General features: G+C 59.7%; 10 protein-coding genes. All 10 read left to right on the top strand.

What is annotated here, in order from left to right:
• The first annotated feature begins 121 nt into the window (after positions 1 to 121).
• The 10 genes from FFB58_RS04305 to FFB58_RS04260 all read left to right on the top strand — a co-directional run bounded on the left by FFB58_RS04305 (position 122) and on the right by FFB58_RS04260 (position 19,845).
• A complete protein-coding gene (locus tag FFB58_RS04305; RefSeq protein WP_039028543.1) occupies positions 122 to 1,714 on the top strand; it encodes an arylsulfatase in 1,593 nt (530 codons plus the stop codon).
• 48 nt (positions 1,715 to 1,762) lie between these two features.
• Positions 1,763 to 3,058, top strand: coding sequence for an anaerobic sulfatase maturase (locus FFB58_RS04300; protein ID WP_039028544.1), 1,296 nt, complete (start codon positions 1,763 to 1,765; stop codon positions 3,056 to 3,058).
• Entirely contained in the window at positions 3,055 to 4,053 is a 999-nt protein-coding gene (locus tag FFB58_RS04295; RefSeq protein WP_138369122.1) for a MoxR family ATPase, read from the top strand. Before FFB58_RS04300 ends, FFB58_RS04295 begins: the two co-directional genes overlap by 4 nt.
• Positions 4,053 to 4,958, top strand: coding sequence for a DUF58 domain-containing protein (locus tag FFB58_RS04290; RefSeq protein ID WP_039028546.1), 906 nt, complete (start codon positions 4,053 to 4,055; stop codon positions 4,956 to 4,958). The genes FFB58_RS04295 and FFB58_RS04290 overlap by 1 nt, the downstream gene beginning before the upstream one ends.
• Positions 4,959 to 5,399, top strand: coding sequence for a DUF4381 family protein (locus tag FFB58_RS04285; protein WP_039028547.1), 441 nt, complete (start codon positions 4,959 to 4,961; stop codon positions 5,397 to 5,399). It abuts the gene before it with no gap.
• Positions 5,392 to 6,369, top strand: coding sequence for a VWA domain-containing protein (locus FFB58_RS04280; RefSeq protein ID WP_138369121.1), 978 nt, complete (start codon positions 5,392 to 5,394; stop codon positions 6,367 to 6,369). Before FFB58_RS04285 ends, FFB58_RS04280 begins: the two co-directional genes overlap by 8 nt.
• Positions 6,366 to 7,889 (top strand): tetratricopeptide repeat protein, encoded by a 1,524-nt coding sequence (locus FFB58_RS04275; RefSeq protein ID WP_039028549.1) that lies wholly within the window; start codon positions 6,366 to 6,368, stop codon positions 7,887 to 7,889. The genes FFB58_RS04280 and FFB58_RS04275 overlap by 4 nt, the downstream gene beginning before the upstream one ends.
• Positions 7,886 to 8,896, top strand: coding sequence for a BatD family protein (locus tag FFB58_RS04270; protein ID WP_138369120.1), 1,011 nt, complete (start codon positions 7,886 to 7,888; stop codon positions 8,894 to 8,896). Before FFB58_RS04275 ends, FFB58_RS04270 begins: the two co-directional genes overlap by 4 nt.
• 3 nt (positions 8,897 to 8,899) lie before the next feature.
• Positions 8,900 to 9,895, top strand: coding sequence for an HAD family hydrolase (locus tag FFB58_RS04265; protein WP_039028551.1), 996 nt, complete (start codon positions 8,900 to 8,902; stop codon positions 9,893 to 9,895).
• A 257-nt stretch (positions 9,896 to 10,152) separates the two neighbouring features.
• Positions 10,153 to 19,845, top strand: a complete 9,693-nt coding sequence (locus tag FFB58_RS04260) for an autotransporter-associated beta strand repeat-containing protein (protein ID WP_138369119.1) — start codon at positions 10,153 to 10,155, stop codon at positions 19,843 to 19,845.
• The last annotated feature ends 29 nt before the right edge of the window (positions 19,846 to 19,874 follow it).

The following is a 19,874-nucleotide window of genomic DNA, read 5'->3' as shown; positions in this document are numbered from 1 at the left end:
ATTTTTCTTCATGCGGCGCTGCTATTTTTTATCCATTTTTAAATGTTTTATTTATGACAATTGCCCCATTCATCAGTAGGTTGCCTATACTTTTTTTGCCTCTAATGAAAGGAGTTCCACCATGCTCAAATCCGTTCCATTCAAGCGGACAGTGTTGGCCAGTATGCTAACGCTTGCATCGAGTGCAATTACCGCAGCCTATGCAGCACCCGCTTCATCTACAACCACGGCTCCAACTGCTCCAGAGCAAAATAATTCAAAACCCAATATTGTCGTTATTTTTGGTGATGATGTGGGTTACTGGAACCTCAGTACTTATAACCAGGGCATGATGGGTTATAAGACGCCAAATATCGACAGTATTGCCAATGAGGGGGCGAAGTTTACCTCCTATTATGCCGAGCAGAGCTCAACGGCCGGGCGTTCGTCCTTCATCACCGGGCAGATGCCGTTCCGTACCGGGATGAGTAAGGTGGGCATGCCGGGCGCGCCTCAGGGTCTCAGCAAAGACGATCCTACCATCGCCAACATCCTTAAACAGCTGGGCTACGCCACCGGGCAGTTTGGTAAAAACCACCTCGGTGACCGGGATGAGTTTTTACCTACCGCCCACGGGTTTGATGAGTTCCTCGGTAACCTTTACCACCTGAATGCCGAAGAAGAACCTGAGAACCCGGACTACCCGAAAGATCCTGCATACCGTAAACAGTTTGGCCCGCGCGGCGTAATTAAGAGCAGCGCTGACGGCAAAATCGAAGATACCGGTCCGCTCACCATCAAGCGTATGGGCACCGTCGATGATGAAACCCTCGCGGCCAACAACGACTTTATGGAGCGCCAGGTTAAGGCCGGTAAGCCTTTCTTCACCTGGTACAACACCACCCGCATGCACAACAAGACGCACCTGAAAGACGCCAGTATTGGAGCGACAGGGCTCGGAACCTATGCCGACGGCATGGTTGAGCATGATAAGACGGTAGGTGAAGTGCTGAAGAAAATTAAAGATCTCGGCATCGAAGATAACACCATCGTGGTCTACACCACCGACAACGGCCCGATGCTGGCCACCTGGCCTGACTCAGGGATGACGCCGTTCCGCGGCGAGAAAAATACCGGCTGGGAAGGGGGCTTCCGCGTCCCTGCGATGATCCGCTGGCCGGGCCATATCCAGCCGGGTACGGTGATCAACGATATCTTTGGCAGTAATGACTGGTTCCCGACTCTGGTGGCCGCTGCGGGTGTCCCGGACATAAAAGAGCAGCTGTTGAAAGGCTACAAAACCACCTCCATGACCTACAAGGTTCACCTGGATGGTTATAACCAGCTCGACTTCCTGCAGGGCAAAGGTGAAGACCCGCGTAAAGAGTTCTTCTACTGGAGTGATGACGGTGACCTGCTGGCCATCCGTTACGGCCGCTGGAAAGCGCACTTTATGATTCAGGAACATACCGGCATGGACGTCTGGCGCTATCCGTTTACCGTCCTGCGTGCGCCGATGATCTTCGATCTGGAGATCGACCCGCTAGAGAAAGGCGATACCGGTATGGATTACAACAACTGGTTCTACAGCCGTCTGTTCCTGTTGGGCGGCGCGCAGAAATACGTTGGCGAGATGCTGCAAAGCTTCCAGGAGTTCCCGCCGCGTCAGAAACCGGGCTCGTTTACCGTTTCCGACGTCCAGTCGCTGATTGAGCAAGGCGCGAAGAGTAATTAATTGTCGTTAAACCCGGGTGGGCAACCACCCGGTCATCAGGGGATCGCGATGAAGTACAGCACCACGTTGCCTGTTAAAGCGTTACCGTCCGCAGAAAAATATGACGGCAAGGGGCCAGCGTATACCAGACGCTTCCATGTCATGGCGAAACCCACCGGCTCGACCTGTAATCTCGACTGTTCATACTGTTTTTATCTGCACAAAGAAGAACTTCTGCATCAGGACCGCCACACCGGCATGAGCGATGAAGTGCTGGAAAACTTCATTCGCCAGTACATCGATGGTCAGGATGGCGATCAGGTGGTGTTCTCCTGGCAGGGCGGTGAGCCGACCCTGATGGGACTGGAGTTTTTCGAAAAAGTAGTGAAATTCCAGAAACAGTATCAAAAGCCCGGCCAGCGCATCGAAAACGACTTACAAACTAATGGCGTGCTGATTAACGACAAATGGGCCGAATTTCTCAAAGAACATCGCTTTCTGGTGGGGCTGTCCATCGACGGGCCACGAGAACTGCATGACCGCTACCGCGTGACGCGCAGCGGCAAACCGACCTTCGATAAAGTGATGAAAGGCGTTGAGGCGCTGAAAAAATATAAGGTGCCCTTTAACGCCCTGGTGACGGTAAACCGCACCAATGCGCGCTTCCCGCTTGACGTTTACCGCTTTGTCACCCGTGAACTGGGGGCGACCTACGTCCAGTTTAATCCCTGCGTGGAACCCGTCGATTTCAAAAGCACCGCACCGCAGTTCTGGCGTGATGAGACCATCCCGGTAACCGGCACCCGCCGTGCCAGACCGGGCGATTTAGATTCTATCGTCACCGACTGGTCGGTGGATCCCGACGACTGGGGCACTTTCCTGAAAACCGTGTTCGAAGAGTGGGTGAATAACGATTTAGGCCGCGTGCAGGTGAACCTGTTCGAAACGGCGGTGGCGCAAACCATGGGGATGCCCGCGCAAATCTGTACCGCCTCTGAGTTTTGCGGGAAAGGACTGGCGGTGGAGAAAAACGGCGATATCTACTCCTGCGACCACTATGTCTACCCCGAATACCAGATCGGCAATATCGCCGACACAAAACTGGCGCACATGGCCTTTTCCGAACGGCAGAAAGCCTTTGGCTTAGGCAAAAAAGAGACTCTGCCGGAATACTGCAAACAGTGTCCTTATCTGAAATTGTGCTGGGGTGAATGCCCGAAAAACCGCATTGTCCGCGCCCCGGACGGTGAAGCCGGGCTCAACTATCTATGCCCCGGCATCAAAGCGTTCTTCAACTATGCCGAGCCGATCCTGGTCGGTATCGCCACGCTTCTGAAACGTGACTTTGCAGGATTGCGTAAATGACAAACAGAGAAAAACTGCTTCAGCTTGAGCAGCGCATGAATCAACAGGTGTTAGGCCAGGAGTCGGTCGTAAAAATGCTGATTGTGGCGCTGCTGTGCGATGGGCACGTCCTGCTGGAAGGGCTGCCGGGACTGGCAAAAACCCGAGCGGTACGCGAGCTGGCCCGCCATGTGGAAGGGGAGTTTCGCCGCATTCAGTTCACACCGGATCTGCTGCCGTCGGACATCACCGGCAGTGAGATTTACCAGCAAAATGCCACCCGTGAAGAGGACCAGTTCCGCTTTCGTCCAGGGCCGGTGTTCGGCAACATCATCCTGGCGGATGAGATAAACCGCGCCTCGGCACGCGTGCAGTCAGCGCTGCTGGAGGCGATGGAGGAGCGTCATGTTACCGTCGCCGGAAAAACCTGGCCGCTGCCCGGCGTATTCATGGTGCTGGCTACGCAAAACCCGGTGGATCAGGAGGGGACCTGGCCACTGCCGGAAGCCCAGCTCGACCGCTTTTTAATGAAAGTGCTGGTGGATTACCCGTCAGGTGAAAACGAGCAAAAAGTGATGCAGATGGTGCGGGCCGAACAGCAGCAGAAGTATCTGGCGCAAAGCTCTGAGCCTGCCGCCGTTGAGCCAGAAACCCTGATGCTCTCTCAGCAGGATATTGCCACCTGCTGGCAGGAGATCTCGGCGATTCATGTTGCCCCAACCATTGAAAATTACATTGTGAACCTGGTGAACATGACCCGCCATCCGCAGAAGGTCAGTGACACGCTGGCGGGATACATTGGCATCGGCGTCAGCCCGCGCGGTACCCTGGCGCTGGACCGCTGTGGACGCGCCCTGGCCTGGCTGGAGGGCCGCGACGCGGTGCTGCCGGAAGATATTCAGCGCGTTGCTCCGCCGGTACTGCGCCATCGTCTGATGCTGAGTTATCAGGCCAGTGCCGATAACCGTTCTGCGGACGACATCATTCGGATGTTACTCGACGCTGTGGTGGCGTGATGGACAGCGCACTGCAGGTCGATCGCGACACGCTGATGGCGCTGGCAGGGGAAGCGCGGTTGCTGACCAATCCGCCGGGGCAAATTCCGCCCGGTGCGCTGGCCGGGGAGCGCGTCTCCCGTCAGCAGGGGCGTGGGCTTAACTTTGACAGCCTGCGCCGCTACCAGCCTGGCGACGATGTGCGGTTGATTGACTGGCAGGCCACGGCGCGCCTGAGAACGCCCTGGATCCGCCTCTATAACGAAGAGCGCGAGCGTCCGGTGTTTCTGATTGTCGACCAGCGGCTGGATATGTATTTCTCCACCCGCGGGCAGACCAAATCCGTTGCCGCCGCCAGAATTGCCGGACTGCTGGCCTGGCGCAGCTGGCACGACGGCGACCGAGTCGGTAGCGTGGTATTTGGCGACAGCGATTACAGCCTGCAAAAATGCCGTGCCCCGGCCCGTAATTTACCGGCAGTGCTGGATGATGTGCTGCGCTATAACCAGGCGCTACCTTCGCGCTATCCTGACGAAACCCCTGCCTCTGTCTCGCTTACCCACGTATTGCAACGCACCATGCCCCTTATTCCGGCGGGCGCGTGGGTGGCCGTACTCAGCGATTTTCACGACCTGGATGCAGCCGGAGAAGCTTTGTTAGCAGGCCTGAGACGACGCTGTGAGATCAGCGCTTTCATCACGCTTGACGATCTGCACCTGCGGCTCCCTGCGCACGGCGATCTGGCCGCCCGCTATCAGGGGCGTGAGGCTGCGTTTTCGCTTTCACCTCAGCTAAAAGATGACATCGAACAGAGCATTACCTCCCGGCTGGCGCGTCTGGAAAATCGCCTGACACGCCTCGGTATTCGCGTTAATCAGATTGTGGTCACTCAGGATCTTATCAAACAGTTACAAAAGGGCCTCTGAATGCTGGAAAAAGGATTTAGCGTTCCTGAGCTCGCCGTTCCGGCGCTGCCGCAGGGTATCTCCTGGTTTCCGTTACCTCCAGGCTGGTGGGTGACGGGGGGAGTGGTGCTTATCGCATTGCTGCTGTTCGCCCTGTTCCGTCTGGCGCGCTGGCGGCGTAACGCCTGGCGTCGGGAAGCGCGGGCCTCGCTGCAACAACCCCACAGCGTCGATGGCTGGCTGGAACTGATCAAACGCATCCTGCTGATGCACCAGCCGCGCGCCAGCGTCAGCAACGCCATCACCCCCGAACAACTGCTGCAAAAGGTCGACATCGACGATGATTTGCGCCAGCAGTTAAGCGTCCGATATTGCCAGCCCGATAACCAGCTCGACGCCGGTCGCACCGCGCGTTTGCAGCTTCAGCTGAAAAACTGGCTGGAGAAACTGCCCTATGTCTGAGTATCTGAGCCGGATCGATTTCGCCTGGCCGTGGGCAGCATTGCTGATTTTTCTGCCGCTGATTGGCCGCTATTTTCTGTCGCAGGAGCGAGAGGTCAAAGAGCAGGTCCGGGTCCCGTTTTTACCGGAACTGATTGATGAGCTGAAGCTGAACAGCCAGCCGGTGCGCACCGGTAAACTGTCCAGCCTGCTGTTCTGGCTGGTCTGGCTGCTGCTGGTGGCGGCGCTCTGCCGCCCGGAGTACCTTACGCCGCCCCAGCATATTCAAAAACCCATGCGTGACGTGGTACTAATTCTTGATGTCTCTGGTTCGATGGCGAAAAACGATGTCCAGGGCGGGGTGACACGCCTGCAGGCGGTCCAGGCATCGGTGAGAAAATTTGTCGCGGCACGGCAGTCGGATCGCATAGGTCTGGTGATATTTGCCAGCCAGGCCTGGCCGTTTGCGCCGGTCAGCGAAGATAAGCAGGCGCTGCAAACGCGCATCAATCAACTGGCTCCCGGCATGGTTGGCCAGCAAACGGCCATCGGTGATGCGCTGGGCGTCGGGGTCAAACTGCTGGATAACACCACTGATAAAGCAGCCAGTAAACTGGCTATCCTGCTGACTGACGGCAACGATACCGCTTCGCAGCTGGCACCGGCTCTGGCCGCTCAGCTGGCCGCTGCCCATCACGTTCAGGTGCACACCATCGCCTTTGGCGATATCAACAGTACCGGGGATGACAAAGTGGATCTGCCGCTGATGCAGAACATCGCGCAGATCACCGGGGGGCAATCCTGGACGGCGGCCAACTCCGGGGCCGCGCTGGACAGCGTCTGGAAAGAGATCGACGCCATCACCCCGGTACAGGTGAAATCCATCGGCTGGTCGTGGCACGTTCCGCTCTTCCAGTGGCCGCTGCTGCTGGCGCTGGGGTTACTGGTCCTGCTCGCGGTTGGGCGATTCATTCGGGAGAGAGCAGCATGAGTGATTTTCACTTCACCCATCCCTGGTGGTTAGCGGGTCTGCTCGTTTGTGCGCTGCTGTGGTTTGTGGCGACCGGACAGCGCAGCGCCTGGCAGCAGATCATGGATAAACCCTTTGCCAGGGCACTCATTATTGGACGCAAAAAGCGCATCACCCGGGTATTGCCGTGGCTCTGCGCGCTGGGGGTGATCGCCCTGGCAGGCCCGACCTGGCAGCGGGAACTGCCCGCTGCCCTGACGCCGCAAAGTAATCTGATGGTGGTGTTACAGCAGGATCCGGCCATGTACGCCCAGGATCTTGCGCCCAGCCGCCATCAGCGGATGCAAAGCAAAATTATGCAGCTGATGTCGCGCTCAACCGGCACGCATTTTGGGCTGGTGGTGTATAACGCTCAGGCTTACCTCACCACGCCGCTGACCGTCGATCCCTCGTTCTACTCGCTGTTTCTTCACGCGCAAAATCCTGCGCTGTTGCCCGAGGGCGAAGGCTCCGGGTTACGGCAGGCCATCGCTCTGGCCCTGAAAAATATGCCGGAAACCCCCGATGCGCCGCGCAATATTTTACTGATCGCCGATACCCTCTCGCCGCAGGATGCGGCCTGGCTCGCACAACAAAAACTGCCGCTGCAGATTTGGGTGCCCGGTACGGCGCGCGGCGGCGAACTGCCTGACGATTACGCCCAGCGTGGAATCGATACCCGCCTCAACGTCGAACGTTTCAGCGGCCTGCGTGATGGCGGTATTCCCGTTACGCTGGTGAGCAATGATGACAGCGATCTGCCGGTAATTACCCGTCACATCCAGCAGTCGGTGGCTTCGCAGAACAACGCCCGCGGCGATCTGCACTGGAAAAACAGCGGGTATCTGCTGGTGATCCCGATGCTGCTGTTGCTGCTTTTCGGACGGCGGCAGCTGATTTGTGCCCTGATCGTTGTCGTGCCGCTGCTGTATGCCCCGCAAAGTCAGGCCGCCTGGCTGGATGCCTGGGTAAGCCCGGATATGCAGGGGCAGCTGGCGTTCAACAAGGGCGACTACGCGAAAGCAGCACAACGTTTCCAGGATCCGCTCTGGCAGGGGATTGCGTACTACCGCGCGGAGGATTTTGTCGCCGCCGCGTCGGCGTTTCGCCAGGCTCCGCAGACTGCCGATACGCTTCTGTGGCTGGGTAACAGCTACGCCGGACAAAAGCAGTGGCAGCAGGCCCTTAACAGCTACGATCGCGCGTTAAGCCTGCGTCCTGACTGGGCGCTGGCGCAAAAGAACCGCGCCGCTATCGCCGCCATTATCATGCAGTTGCGCCAGAAAGAGCGCGACCGCCAGGCTGCCCAGGGCAAGGAGCAGGACTACAAGCCCGACGAAATTAAGCACGATCTGAAGAAAGGTCAGGGGGTAAATCAGCAGGATCTTGAGCCCACGGCCAGCAGTAATCCACAGGTGGAGCAGTGGTTCGACAATCTGGAGGTATCACCATCCGGCCTGCTGGAAAATCTCTACCGCGCCAGTACGGAGCCGACGCCATGAAAGCCTTTCTTCTTCTGCTGTTGCTGGCGGTAATACCCGCCCGCGCGGCGATGGATATTACCCGCGAACTGGTCGCACCTGAACATGTCGCGCCAGGCCAGCCGGTGGTTATCGCGGTCACCTTCTGGACCGACAGCTGGTTTAATCCGCCCCCGGAATGGCCCGATTTTGTGATTAAAAACGGGGCATTAATGACCACGCCGCTGCCGAATCAGCTGTTAAGTCGCCGCCAGGGAGGAACAAGCTGGAGCGGTATTCGCCTCGAAAGACAGGTGATGGCGTGGGATGAGGGCGATCTGCTGCTGCCCGCCACGGAGGTCACGCTCACTTCTGCCAGCCAGGCCCCTGTCACCGTGCAACTGCCGGAGCTGAAAACCGCGGTGGCGTGGCCTGAGGGCGTGGAGCAGCCGGACCGCTTCCTTCCCGCCAGTAGCCTGACCCTGACCCAGAAAATTACCCAGTATCACGCCAGCAATGACGGCGAACTGCGGGTGGGGGATGTGGTGGAGCGCGCTGTTACGGTGAATGCCACCGGCATTACCGCGGCGCAGGTCCCGCAGATCCTGTATGCGATCCCCGGAACCGATACCCAACGGCTGACCCCCGAAAACACGTTGCTGAAGTCGGGGCGCGGTCAAATCGAAGGTGCTCAGCGGGTGGAGAAGCTGCGCTATCTCCCGTCCCGGGCCGGTACGATTGTCATTCCGCCCGTTAAATTGCGCTGGTGGGACACAGCCCATCAGCAGTGGCAGGTTGCCGAATTACCGGGGTCCACGTTGCAGGTGGCCGAAGCGCGCGCGCAGGGCAGCGAATCGGCACTTCGGGGGACAACGGATGAACATCACTGGCGAACGGCGCTGATCGTCGCGGCGGTCGTTATCCTGGCTGCCGTTATCCTGTTGACGCGACGTCTGCTGTGGCGAAGCCTTAAATATCTCCATCATAGGTGGCGCAACTTTTGGGCTCCTGTCCCTCTGCCCAAACTGACGCCTGAAAAAAAGAGGTGAACGATGAATAAAAAGTTAATGCTCAGCGTGCTGCTGCTTGGTGCCGTCAGCGGTGCCCATGCGGCGGATCCGCTCTCAGCCTGGAATGATACCGCAGCAAAAAACGCTATCGTGCAGTGGGTACAAAATGCCACGAATCAGGACCGCGCAACCTTTATTCCGGCGGACAAACGTTACGTGGTGTTTGATAACGACGGCACCCTGTGGCCTGAAGCGCCGTTGACGTTCCAGCTGCAGTTTGCGGTGGATGAAGTCAAACGCCTTGCGCCGCAGCATCCGGAATGGAAGAACGATCCGGTGCTGGGCGCTGTGCTGAATAACGACCTGAAGGCGGTCGCCGCCTCGGGTGAAAAAGGGCTGATGCAGATTCTGGCGGCAACGCACAGTGACATCACCACCGAGGAGTTTGACCAGCGCGTCAGCCAGTGGGTGGATAACCAGCGCGATCAACGTTTTGGCTGCCGCTACGACACCATGGGCTACCAGCCCATGCGCCAGCTGCTGGACTATCTGCGGGAGAACGGCTTTAAGACCTGGATCATCTCTGGCGGCGGAATCGACTTTATGCGGGTGCTGAGTAATAAAATGTACGGCATTCCGCCTGAGCAGGTGGTCGGCTCGTTTGCGCTCAGCGACTTTACGCTGACCGATAACGGCACCCAGCTGCGCAAAACCATGAAAGGTGCCTTCAACGACGATGCCGCCGCCAAACCGGTGGCGATCCACCTGTTTATGGGGCAACGTCCGGTGGCCGCCTTCGGTAACAGCGACGGTGATTTAGCCATGATGCAATACACCGCGGCCAATCCGGATTACAGAACATTTGGGCTTATTGTTCATCATACCGATGCCGATCGGGAATATGCCTATGACAGCCATCCTCCTGCCAGCGGAAAACTGGTAGAGGGCTTAAGCGTAGCGAAAGAAAAAGGCTGGACGGTGGTGGATATGCAAAAAGACTGGAAGACCGTTTTCGATCCGGCGCTGTGTAAAAAATAGCCTTTGGCCTGTTTCCCCCTCTTTTACTATCAGCCTTATTCAGGTCGATTTAAAAGAGGGCTTCAGGGTGGATGTACTCTGAATAATGCGTAGTTTTTCTCCCTTCCTCATTACTTTTTCGTATTGAATTTACCGGGCTTTCTGCCAGGTAAAATAAATTTATTCGACTAACCTAAATATATTCATTGTCTGAATGTTTCTTAACTTTTCCGCGTATTTCCATAGATTTCAAACTATTGGGTTAGACAGGGTATGTTATGAACAAAATATATCGTCATGTATGGAGCCATGTGGCAGGCTGTTTTGTCGCGGTAGGTGAACTTTCTACTTCGCATACTGGATCAAAACGTTGTCGGCGCCGCTTATTGGTCACCCGCGCCGCTCCGGTATTACTCTTCGGTTTATCCGGCGTCGCTTCTGCTGACGATGTTAACTGGGCTTCGGTTTACCCCAGTTATTTATTCTCAACCGATCCTGCTTATAACTTCGATACCGTCATTAACACCGGCATTGCATTCAGCATCGATAATGAGGTTTTACCGAATCATTATGCGCCGGGCACCACGCTGAATATTCTCGGGCCGATACCGGTAATGCCGGATGTCACTGCCGGGAATGGCGTTAGCGGACGCACGGTGGCAGTGACCAGTGCCTTGCCCGGGGCCGTTGCGCCGGAAGGCGATCGCATCCTGACCATCACGGCCACCGATTCGCAGGGGGTCGAAACACCTATTACTTCAGCCAATATCGGTGAGTTTACCTATTCGCCAAACCCGGCCAACCCGCAGCAGGATCAGGAGCTCAACGTTGAGGTTCCCGGGCTGGACGGCAGCTTCCAGGTCATCAGTATTTACGACTCAAATACCTTTGTTTCCTCGGATGATACCCCGGTCGGGAACATGCAGTTGTCGGTGTATGACCCCAACTCCGTCCGGATCATGAATGGGTTTGGGATCGCCGAGGTGGGGAATGATGGCGGCACGGCAAACATTAACGTCGGGGCGGATACCAACGGCGCTACGCCCATAGCCGCAGCGGAAAACACTCTCGATCTATTGACCAAAAACTCCACTCTGGCGCGGGCCGATGCGGGAGAGACCGCTACCAGCGCAGTGAACTGGCTGTCCGATAACTACATTCATTTCCGCCCTGCGGCGGTGGTCAGTGCGCAAGCGCAGAGCGTGGGGGCGCAAAGTACCCAGTATAACTACACCCTGACGTTACCGAACTACACCGAATTGCCCGGCGGGCGGGTGATTCAGGTGGGTACCCGCGAATTTAACATCACCTCCTCCGATGACATCGCCGATGTAAACAACTACCTCACAGGACAGGGCGCGTACGCCGGAAGCCCGCAAATTCAGTACTGGCTGACCGCGGGCGCTGAGGTGGATGGCGAAGTAATTGATTCGGCGGTAGAAGCCCAGACCGTCTATAACAGCATCATCACCGGGTTACTCAGCCAGGCGCAAAGCACCCAAATTAATCTCACCTATAACGTCTGGGAAGACAGGCTGGCGCATAACAATAACGCCACCCTCGGCACCGGAGACTTGCGGGTGATCTATGCCAACGGCACGGGCGCAACCGGCACCGTCACCACCGACGCGAGCCTCGCCGTGGATGGGGCCTCGGCGGTGATGGAGGCATTCGACGGCGGGGCGATCGTCAACAACGGCACCATCAACGCCTGGCGCAGTAGCGGCAGCAGCCCCACCTCGGCGGCGATGCTGGCCAGTTACGGCACGGCGCTGAATACCGGGGTGATTAACGCCGGGCTATTCCTTGAGAAAGACGGCGTTAACCAGAATGTGAGCAACGCCGGTAGCGTAGGGATGGTTGGTGTAACGAACGCCACGCTCACCAACCAGGGTTACATCAATGTTGCGTTAACGGATAACGCCTCCCGTACCGCATGGGGGATGGCCGTTGGCGGTAACAGTACCCTCAGCAATACCGGCACTATTACCCTGACGGGTAACAGCCGTAACCCCGATGGACGGGCTGCCGGGTATGCGATTTACAGTGAGTCAACGGGCACCGTAACCAATGCCGGGCAAATTTATCTTGGCGCAACGCCTGTTATCTCCGGGGACACCCCGGAGGCGGTGAATCTGGTGGGCAGCGGGGCGTTAAGCGCCGGGATGTACACCACCGGCCAGGGCAACATGGAGAACACTGCCGACGGTACCATCACGCTGCTCTCCGGCACCCGCAATGCCGCAGGGATGCTGGTTGAGGGCGGCACCGAGGCGGCGACCAACAACGGCCAGCTGAACGTGCTGGGTACCCTGACGCCAACGTCGACCGGCGAGACCTCTGCTGCCGCCAACTACGGCATGTACGTCAAAGACAATGGCGGGGTGGTGACCAACAACGGGAATATTTTTGTTGATGGTGACAACAACATCGCCCTGAATATCCTGGCGCAGTCCGCCAACGCCTCCCTGAACTCCACCGCCAGCAGCGAGATTGTGGTGGGCAGCGCGGGGGATACCGGCGGCACCGATAACCAGCCTTACACCTACCGCAACTATGCCGTCTATGCCGAAGGCCTGAACAACAATGCCGCCCAGGTGACGCTGGATTCCGATATCAGCCTGTTATCGGCGGGGGCGATTGGCGTGCACGCCCGGGGCAATGCCACCATTGATATCGGGGCAGATGCGTCACTGTCGTTCCAGAACTCGCAGCAAATCGGCTATTACGCCTGGGGCCAGGGCTCCAGCATCAATATCACCAATGCCACCATTACTGACAGCGCCCAGACCCAGTCGATTCTCTTCGTCGTCGATCACGGGGCTGTCTTCAACGGCGATACCGGGACCGGCAGCAGCTACGATTTGAACGTTTCAGGCCAGGGCTCGACGGGGGTCTTTGCCAACGGCGTGGACGATCTGAACAATGCCGATCCGGCGGATGACGTCGCCACCCAGTTAACCACCGGGGATGCCACCATTAACGTCTCCGGCGCGGGTGCGGTGGGGGTCAAAGTGACCGGCGGGGCCAACGGGGCGATCACCGACGGGGCGATTAACCTGACGGGCGATAACACCACCGCCGTGCTGGTGGACGGGCGTAACTACAACATCGACGCCACTATCGATCCCGATCCGCGCTTAACCCGCGTCACTTCCGATGCGGTTATCACCTCTGCCGCCGGGCAGACGGGTATTGTGGGGTATAACGTCGGCTACCTCGGCAATCTCACCCTGAATGCGGGGGCGGCGATTGACCTGCTGGGGAACAGCAGCACCGGGATTATTTTACATAACAACGGCGAGGCCACGGTCACCGCGCCGGTCAGCGTCGCTGGCACCAACAACATTGGCGTGGATATTCAGAACGCGGGTCTGCTGAACAACAGCGGGGCGATCACCGTTTCGGGGGCCGCTGGCAGCGGTAACATCGGTCTGCGGGTGCAGGGGGCGGGCGCAACGGTCAGCCAGCTCGGCACCGTCACCGCCAACGGCGGCCTGGCGGCGGTGCAGCTGGCGGGTAACGGAGCGACGCTCACCGTCAACGGCACCGGGAACCAGATCACCGCCAGCAACGGCGCGGACGGGGTGCGCATCGACAGCACCGGAGCCTCCTCCTTCAACGCCAGCAACACCACCATCGACGTGACCGGAACCGGGGCGGGCATCAACAACAATGCCAGCTCCAGTAACATCAACCTGAACAACGTGACCATTAATTCCGGCGATGGCCCTGCTATTCGCACGGCGGTGACCTTCACCGCAGAAGGCACTGGCAACGTCCTGAACGTGGCGGGCAGCGGCAGCGGGTTTGCCTTTATGCAGGCGGACGGCTCGCAAACCACCGGCGATCTGACCATCGGCACCGGCTACACCATCAACGGTAACGGCACCGACAGCACCGGGGTGCTGGCGCGCACCTCCGGCAACGTGAACTCCGGCACTTCCATCACCATGGGGTCAACCGCCGGGGCGGCGATTGAGGCGACCAACGCCAGCAGCCTGAGCAACAGCGGGGTCATCACCACCAGCAGCGACACCGGCAGCACCATCCTGGCGCAGAACACGTCGGCATTCAGCAACAGCGGCACCATCACCTCCACCAGCACCACTAACGCGCAGTCGCTGATTGCCCTGAACGGCACCGCCGCCAGCCGCAGCATCACCAATACCGGCAATATCATTAGCCAGAGCGAGGACGCGACGGTTATTGATGCCTCGGGTACGGCCAATAACACTGTCGTCAACACCGGCACGCTGCGGGCTGCCAGCGACACGGCGCAGGTGGTGCTCACCGGCAGCGGCGTTGATGTGATGAACATCAACGCCGGAACCACCCAGGGGGAGATCACCCTCGGCAGCGGCAGCGACCAGTTTGGCTTTACGGCGGGCGAATTCGCGGGCGGCGTGACCTTCACCGGGGCCGACGGCAACGACAGCGCCACCTTTGGCGATGTGAGCATGACCCGCGTTCGCCACGTGCTGAGCGAAGGGGGCACCAACAGCACCCTGACCTTTAACGGCACCCACAGCAATGCCGGGTCGGCGAATATCGGCTCGCTGGCGGCGGACGATCTGGCAACGGGCACCAACATCGGCACCGGCTGGAGCACCCTGACCCTGGACGGCGATCCCACCGATATCCGCGTGGTCAACGATCTTGCCCTTTCTGGCGCATCGCAGATCAACGTCAACAACGGGGCGACGCTGCGCACCGGGGATAATGCCGTTACCAGCGGCGAGGCGACGGTTCGCCAGTACAACATTGCCACCGTGGGCGCTAACAGCCTGGTGTCCTTTGACGGCGCAGGGGCTCAGACCTACAGCGGCGTCATCTCCGGCTCCGGCGGCATGGAGCGCATCGGCGGCGGCGACACCGTCCTGCTGGGTGACAACACCTACACCGGCAATACGCTGATCGGCCCGGATTCAGAACTGGCGCTGGGCAACGGCGGCACCACCGGGAGCTTAGCCACCACCACCAACATCACCGACAACGGGCTGTTAACCGTCAACCGTTCAGACGACGTGGCGTTAAACGGTGTTATCTCCGGCAGCGGGGCGTTCCGCCAGCTGGGCAGCGGCGTGACGCGTCTGGGCGGCAATAACAGCTACGCCGGAACCACTACCGTCGAGCAGGGCACGCTGCTGATCAACGGCGTGCAGACCGGCACCGGGCTGACCACGGTGATGTCCGGCACCACCCTCGGCGGCTACGGCACCCTGGGCGGCGACGTGGTCTTTGAGACCGGCACCGTGCTGCGTCCGGGGGATGATGCTCGCGGGAACGGCACCGGCGAGCTGACCATCAACGGCGACCTGACCCTGGCGAGCGACACCGACAGCCAGTTCCAGCTGGGAGAAGTTTATACTCCGGGCGGGGCGCTGAACGATCTGGTGACGGTAGCGGGCGATCTCACCCTTGATGGGGTGGTGAACGTGGCGCTCACCGCGGGGGGCAGCTTCCTGCCGGGGGTCTATCGCCTGTTTAACTACGGCGGGGCACTGATCAATAACACCATGGACATCGGCACCTTACCGCCGAACGATGCCAACCAGTATGCCATTCAGACCAACATCGCCAGTCAGGTCAACCTGGTGCTGGATTTTGTGGTGCCTTCCAACCAGCTCCAGTTCTGGGACGGCGATCTGAACGCCACCAACCACGGCGACGGCACCTCCGGCAACGGCATTGTCGATGGCGGATTCGGCTCCTGGAACGCCTTAATTGCTGGCACCAGTAACAACTGGACCCAGAGCAACGGCGTCGGCAACGCCCCGTGGTCCCAGCGCGCCTTTGCCGTCTTCCAGGGCGATGCCGATACCGTGCTGGTCAGCAATGCCTTTGGCGATGTCATCACCAGCGGGATGCAGTTTACGACCGACGGCTATGTGCTGACGCCGGATCTGATCAACCAGGATTCGCAGCTGCACATGGTGTCCACCGGCATCGCGGGCGTGATCACGCCGGATAACAGCTATGACGCGGTGGGCGGAACCCATGGCGACAGCTACTTCGCCATTCGCGTCGGGGATGGCGCGGCGGGTGCGGATGTGAACACCACTCTCAACGTTGACCTGGTGCAGGACAGCGATGCCGACGGGGCGATCCGCCTGCTGAAAACCGATCCGGGCCGTCTGATCCTCGACGGCGACAACCAGTACAGCGGCGGGACAGAGGTCTGGAACGGCACGCTGCAGGTGTCCAAAGATTCCAGCCTCGGCAACGCCGGGACCTTTGTGTTCCTCAAGAACGGCGCCACCTTCCAGACTGGGGCGGATTACACCACCGACCGCCTGTTTATCGTCGATGGCGTGGCGGGCGGTACGTTTGACGTGTACGGCAATACTTTCGCCTCCCAGGGTGGGATTGGCGGCGACGGCCCGCTGGCGGTGAGAGACAGTTCCACCGGAACGGGCGATGGGGTGCTGGATCTTAACGTCGCGAATACGTATCAGGGGAACACCACGATCACAGGTAAAAACGGCACCGGCACCCTGACCGTCAATGCCAACGCCACCGGCGCGCTGGGCCGGGCGGACAGCACTGTGAGCCTGACCGACGCGGCGCGCCTGAATGTGAATAACGACAGCGCGGCCCAGTCGCATCTGTTTGACGTCAACAACGCCACTCTGGCCTTTAACGATACGGCGACGGCGGACGGCAGCACCATCAATCTGACCAACGGTACCCTTGAACTGACCGACACCAGCAGCGGCGGGGTGGCAACGGTTAACGTCGATGCTGACTCGCAAATGCTGCTCTCCGGCAGCGCCGACGCGGGAACCAGCCTGACCACCAACAGCGGCACGGTGGCGTTTGCGGGCAATGCCCAGGCGGCGTCGGCGCGTATCAGTAACCTGGCGGGCGGTAACGTCACGCTGGCGGGCTCCGCAGGCAATACCGCGATCGGTTCCCTCTCCGGGGCCGGTAACGTCGACCTGGGCGCGGCCACCCTGACGGAAGGTAACCTCGGCCTGAACGACACCATCAGCGGGATTATCAGCGGCATTGGCGGCGGGCTGGTGAAAACCGGCGGCGGCACCCTGACCCTGACCGGGGATAACAGTTACACCGGCGCGACTGCGGTTCAGCAGGGCGTGTTGCTGGTCAACGGCGACCAGAGTGCGGCCACCGGGGCGGCGACCGTCGATGCCGGGGCCACTCTCGGCGGCGCGGGAACCCTGGGCGGCAGCGTCAGCGTGGCGGATGATGGCCATCTGACGCCGGGCGCGACGCTGGACAGCGTGGGGGAACTCACCATGGGCAGCCTGACGCTGGCGCAGAATGCCCAGCTTGATTTCCAGTTCGGCCAGTCCGGCACCCCGGGCGGGGCGCTGAACGATCTCCTGACGGTGAACGGCGACCTCAACCTCGACGGCAAGCTCAATATCACCCAGACCCCGGGCGGGAATTTTGACGTCGGCGTCTATCGCGTGATCGACTACAGCGGCACCCTGACCAACAACATTCTGGAGATCGGCACGGCTCCCGCGGCGGCAGACGATCTCTATGTCCAGACCTCAATCGACGGCCAGGTTAACCTCGTGAACCGCACCGGGTACACCATGCGCTTCTGGGATGGCTTTGGCGGCGCGGGCGGGTCGCTGAAAAATAACGACGTGATCGACGGCGGTAACGGCGTCTGGCAGAACAGCAACGGCAATGATAACTGGACCACCGATCGCACTAACCCGGAAGGGGCATTTAACACCCCGTTCAGCGATGGCGCCTTCGCGGTGTTTGGCGGCGAGTCCGGCACCGTGACGGTGGATAATAGCCTCGGGGCGGTGACCATCAGCGGCGCGCAGTTTATGACTGACGGCTACGTTATTAACGACGGGGTGATCACCACCAACACCGCCGACACCGTTCTGCGGGTCGGCGATGGCACCCTGGACGGTGCAGGCTATACCGCCACTATCAATTCCCAAATCACCGGCAGCGGCGGACTGAATAAAACCGATCTCGGCACCCTGGTGCTGAACGGCAGCAATACCTATCAGGGCGGGACCGCCATCAGCGGCGGGGTGTTGCAGGTTTCCGGCGATCCGAACCTCGGCGCTGCGGGCACTGGCATCACCCTCAGCGGCGGTACGCTGCGCTACGGTGCCGCGTTTGATACCGCCCGCGCCGTGACGCTCGCCGGGGACGGCGGGGCGATCGACACCAACGGCAACGATGTCTCGCTGCTCACGGCGGTAGGCGGCAGCGGCAATCTGGAGAAACAGGGTGACGGCACCCTGACCCTGACTCAGGACAGCAGCTTCCAGGGCGAAACCACTATCCGTAACGGTACCCTGCAACTGGGGAACGGCGGCAACAGCGGCAGCGTGCTGGGGAATATCGTCAACCTGGCGACGCTGGTGGTGGATCGCGCCAACACACTGGATCTTAACGGCATCATTAGCGGAACCGGTGATTTTATTCAGCGCGGTGAGGGCACTACCGTCCTGAACGGGCTCAACACGTGGTCCGGCTATACGCTGGTGGAAAACGGCACGTTACTGGCAGGTGGCGAGAACCGGTTCAGCAGTGCCTCCAGCCATATTGTCAGCAGCAACGGTCTGCTTGATACCGGCGGGCATAATCAGACCGTGGCGAACCTGGTGAACCAGGGCACGGTGAATCTGCGCGGCGGCGATGTGGGCTCGACGCTGACGGTGCAGGGCGATTATGTGGGCCTCGACGGTACGCTGAAAATTGCCGCCCAGCAGAACAGCCCGGGCGTGGCGGACCATCTGGTGATCGACGGCGGAACCGCCAGCGGTACCACCCTGCTGGATATCGACGTCAGCCGGCTTGGGGAGCCCACCGAGGGCGACGGCATTCTGGTGGTCGATGCCATCAACGGCGGCGTCACCACGGCGCAAACCACTAAAGACGCCTTCACCCTCGGCTCCGACTATCTGACCGCCGGGGCCTGGGAGTACCAGCTGTTTGCGGGGGATATTAATGGCGCGGGCGAAGACTGGTTCCTGCGTGCCGGCTATCGCCCGGACGTGCCGGGCTTCGATACGCTGCCGTCCATTATCCGTCAGGCGGACCTGTTTGTGCTGGGCACCCTGCACCTGCGCCAGGGCGACGAGCGGCCTTACCGGGCGGACAACCCTGCCGACCAGGAGGGACGTTTCTGGGCGCGTTACCTGACCAAAACCGTCGATCAGAAACTGGATGACGCTACAGGCAGCACCAGCCACAGCCAGTACAACGGCATGCAGATGGGGCTCGATCTGTGGCAGGACGATAAGTGGCGTGCCGGGATGTACACCACCTTTATGGATATCGACAGCGCCATCGACGGCAATACCGGGATGAGCGGGGGGGCGGCGTACAACTCTACCTTCTCCACCTATCTTGGCGGCTATGCCACATGGACCGACACCGACGGCTTGTACGTCGATAACGTTCTGCAGTACGGCTATCACTCGGTCGATCTGAAAAACATGACCGACCATGAAACCTACCACCCGGACGGCAACTCGGTGACCGCCTCCGTGGAAGTGGGTAAACCCTGGTACTTTGGCGACAGCGGCTGGGCATTTGAGCCTCAGGCCCAGCTGATCTGGCAGTGGAGTGATTTCGATGACGTCACCCTCAAGGATCCGGCCAAAACGCGGGTCAGCGTCAAGGCCGACAGCGCGGTGATTGGCCGTCTCGGGGCGCGTCTCACCGCGGAGTACGACACCAACCACGGCATAGTGAAGCCGTACTTGCGGGTGAACTACTGGCAGGAGCTGACCGACGGCCAGGATGAGGTGACCTACCGCAATACCGCCAACAGCAACGGCAAAACCACGCTGAAGGCCAACCAGCAGTTCTCCGCCACCGAGGCGGCAGTGGGTGCCACCTGGATGGTGACCGATGACGTTCAGGCCTACACCGAAGTGGGCAAAACCTGGGACAACAGCGGCAAAACCAGTCTCGATGCCGACATCTCGGCCTCGCTGGGGATGAAGATCCGTTTCTGAGTGGTATTGCATTAGCGAAACGCTGGTCT

The organism is Enterobacter sp. MF024 (assembly GCF_005843915.1).
GTDB classification, from domain to species: Bacteria; Pseudomonadota; Gammaproteobacteria; order Enterobacterales; family Enterobacteriaceae; genus Enterobacter; species Enterobacter barmai.
Note: the sequence above shows the minus strand (reverse complement) of the source record. Positions and strands in the feature narration are given on the sequence as shown.

What these genes read in the sequence shown, in the direction of transcription:
- FFB58_RS04305 (WP_039028543.1), top strand. Translation starts at nt 122, where the DNA reads ATGCTCAAATCCGTTCCATTCAAGCGGACAGTGTTGGCCAGTATGCTA.
- FFB58_RS04300 (WP_039028544.1), top strand. Translation starts at nt 1,763, where the DNA reads ATGAAGTACAGCACCACGTTGCCTGTTAAAGCGTTACCGTCCGCAGAA.
- FFB58_RS04295 (WP_138369122.1), top strand. Translation starts at nt 3,055, where the DNA reads ATGACAAACAGAGAAAAACTGCTTCAGCTTGAGCAGCGCATGAATCAA.
- FFB58_RS04290 (WP_039028546.1), top strand. Translation starts at nt 4,053, where the DNA reads ATGGACAGCGCACTGCAGGTCGATCGCGACACGCTGATGGCGCTGGCA.
- FFB58_RS04285 (WP_039028547.1), top strand. Translation starts at nt 4,959, where the DNA reads ATGCTGGAAAAAGGATTTAGCGTTCCTGAGCTCGCCGTTCCGGCGCTG.
- FFB58_RS04280 (WP_138369121.1), top strand. Translation starts at nt 5,392, where the DNA reads ATGTCTGAGTATCTGAGCCGGATCGATTTCGCCTGGCCGTGGGCAGCA.
- FFB58_RS04275 (WP_039028549.1), top strand. Translation starts at nt 6,366, where the DNA reads ATGAGTGATTTTCACTTCACCCATCCCTGGTGGTTAGCGGGTCTGCTC.
- FFB58_RS04270 (WP_138369120.1), top strand. Translation starts at nt 7,886, where the DNA reads ATGAAAGCCTTTCTTCTTCTGCTGTTGCTGGCGGTAATACCCGCCCGC.
- FFB58_RS04265 (WP_039028551.1), top strand. Translation starts at nt 8,900, where the DNA reads ATGAATAAAAAGTTAATGCTCAGCGTGCTGCTGCTTGGTGCCGTCAGC.
- FFB58_RS04260 (WP_138369119.1), top strand. Translation starts at nt 10,153, where the DNA reads ATGAACAAAATATATCGTCATGTATGGAGCCATGTGGCAGGCTGTTTT.